Below are 320 nucleotides of genomic sequence, written 5' to 3'. Positions count from 1 at the left end.
GCTTTCCCGGCCTCGCCGCCATCGCCATGGTCGAGGCGAGCGTCGAGGAAGCGGGCGCCGTCACAACCTCACGCCGCTTCTATCTGTCCTCGGCAAAGCTCACGCCGGAGCGTCTCGCCGAAGCCGTCCGCGGCCATTGGGCGATCGAGAACTCCCTCCACTGGGTGCTCGACGTCGTCTTCCGCGAGGATCAGTCGCGCCTGAGAAAGGGACATGGCGCGCACAACATGGCCATCGTCCGCCACTTCGCCCTCAACGCCGTCCGTCTTGCAAAGGGCAAGCACTCCATCAAAACCACGCGAAAGCTCGCCGGATGGGAT

Annotated in this window: 1 protein-coding gene; it reads left to right on the top strand. The window is 65.0% G+C overall.

Going from position 1 to position 320, the window contains the following annotated elements; all coding sequences use genetic code 11:
• Nucleotides 1–320 (top strand): ISAs1 family transposase (locus C7I84_RS29405; RefSeq protein WP_120785141.1); only part of this gene is annotated, 320 nt, incomplete at both ends.

This window comes from Kumtagia ephedrae, assembly GCF_003012745.1.
GTDB lineage: Bacteria > Pseudomonadota > Alphaproteobacteria > Rhizobiales > Rhizobiaceae > Kumtagia > Kumtagia ephedrae.
This window is presented reverse-complemented; position numbering and strand designations above follow the sequence as displayed.